Annotated in this window: 3 protein-coding genes; all 3 read left to right on the top strand. The window is 70.1% G+C overall.

Features of this window, described 5'->3' with window-relative positions; genetic code table 11:
• Positions 1–154 precede the first annotated feature (154 nt).
• Positions 155–796 (top strand): hypothetical protein, encoded by a 642-nt coding sequence (locus tag ACWCV3_RS28805; protein WP_451230268.1) that lies wholly within the window; start codon positions 155–157, stop codon positions 794–796.
• Positions 797–851: 55 nt separating this feature from the next.
• Positions 852–1,322, top strand: coding sequence for a hypothetical protein (locus ACWCV3_RS28800; protein WP_451230265.1), 471 nt, complete (start codon positions 852–854; stop codon positions 1,320–1,322).
• 183 nt (positions 1,323–1,505) lie between these two features.
• On the top strand, positions 1,506–1,873 hold a 368-nt coding region (locus ACWCV3_RS28795; protein ID WP_451230262.1), incomplete at its 3' end, for an NAD-dependent epimerase/dehydratase family protein.

Here is a 1,873-nt window from a genome sequence, read left to right as displayed (position 1 = left end):
GGGCCAAGTCCCGGGCGCTGCGCGGCGTGCTTCAGCCGCACCCGCAGGACACGCTCGTCAGCTCCATCACGGCGGCCGGCTGGCACGACCCGGAGATCCTGTTCCGCTGGCACCAGTGGGTGGTCGTCGGCGCGTTCGCCACGAGGTGCGGGCTGTGAGCCGGGGAGACCCGCCGAACCGGCAGCCGAGCCACCGGGCGCACGTGGCGCGGCGCCGGGCGAAGGCCGTCGAACTGAAGAACCGTGGCTTGTCGTGGCAGCAGGTCGCCGAGCAGATGGCCGTTGACTACCCGGAGTATCTGGATGGTGAGGGCGCCCCGTCGGCCGCGACGGCCTGCATGGACGTCTCCCGCGCGCTCAAGCAGGCCAACAAGGAACTGGCCATGGGCCTGGAGGAGTACCGCGAATCGGCGCGGATGCGGCTGGACGGGCTGCGCCGGCAGGTGTTCGCCGTGCTGGCCCGGCCGCACTACGTGCTGCACGCCGGGCAGATCGTCAACGGCCCGGACGGCAACCCGATGCGGGACGACGGCCCGGTGCTGGCGGCCGTGGACCGGCTCATGCGCATCGAGGAACGCCAGGCGAAGATCGACGGCACGGACGCGTCGGAGAAGCTGACGATCGCGCTGGAGCGGCGGGTGGACGAGGAGACGACCGTGGTCGTGGAGTCCATCCTGGCCGGCGCGAACGCGATCGAGCTGGAGCCGGCGCAGCGGCAACGGATGCTGGAGGCAGCCGGCGCGCACCTGCGCACCGTGGAGGGCGAGGTCGTCAGCGACACCGACGACCCGTCATGAGTCGGTAAATACGGGGACTCCGTGGCATCCTCGCCGCCCAACGAAAGGGGCCCGCATGGCCGTCTACGTCTGCTCCCTGTCCGCGTCCCCGGACCAGGTGATACAGCCGCTCACCGACACCCTGCTCCGCTTCCCGTACGACGAGGAGCAGGCCGACCAGTGGGGGATGCACAACCCCGCTCAGCCGGACGGGGTCGCCTCCGTCACCGGGGACCAGCGCTCCGGGCTCATCTGGCCGTCCTGCGAGGGCTGGGGGTACCTCACGGCCGAGTTCCAGTGGGAGCCCGGCGGCTACAACGAGATCCGTGACGCCTTCCTGCGCGACCCGCTGTCGCTGACCAGCGACCCGATGAACGACACCGCGCGGGATGACCGGGCGGTGACCGGCGGGTACCAGTGGTACGTCAAGAACCACCAGATCGGCGTGCACCCGGGAACCCCGATCGGGGTGACGGTCCGCCACAACGACACCGTGGCGCGGAAGATCCTGTACGCGCAGTTCAAGCTCTCCATCCACCCGTGGTGAGCATCGCGCGGCGGGCCGAGGAGTAGCAGGGCCCCCAGCGGGTACCACCCGTGCAACGAGAACCGCCCGGCGCCGCACCGGGCGGTTTTTTTTTTTTTTTCTCTGCCCACCAGGCCGTTCGGTGATTCCGGGGTCCGTGGCTACTCTGCCGCCACGTCCACAGACCAAGGAATGGGGTCGTTCATGCGCGTCCTGCTCACCGGCGCCTCGGGGTTCGTCGGCAGCCACGTCCTGCGGCACCTGCTCACCCACACCGACTGGAAGGTCGTGTGCCCGGTCAGCTTCCGGCACAAGGGCCTGCCGGCCCGCGTCGCGTCGGCCGTCTGCGACCGGGACTGGTCCGAGCGCGTGGACGTCGTCCACTGGGACATGCGCGCCCCGGCCGACCCGATCACGCTGCACCAGCTCGACGGCTGCGACGTCGTCATGAACATCGCTTCCGAGTCCCACGTGGACCGCAGCATCTCCCACCCAGGCGACTTCGTGCAGAACAACGTCGCGCTGATGACCAACGTGCTGGAGGTGGCGCGGGCGCTCGCGCCCCGGCTGTT

The organism is Streptomyces sp. NPDC001781 (genome assembly GCF_053596035.1).
This window is presented reverse-complemented; position numbering and strand designations above follow the sequence as displayed.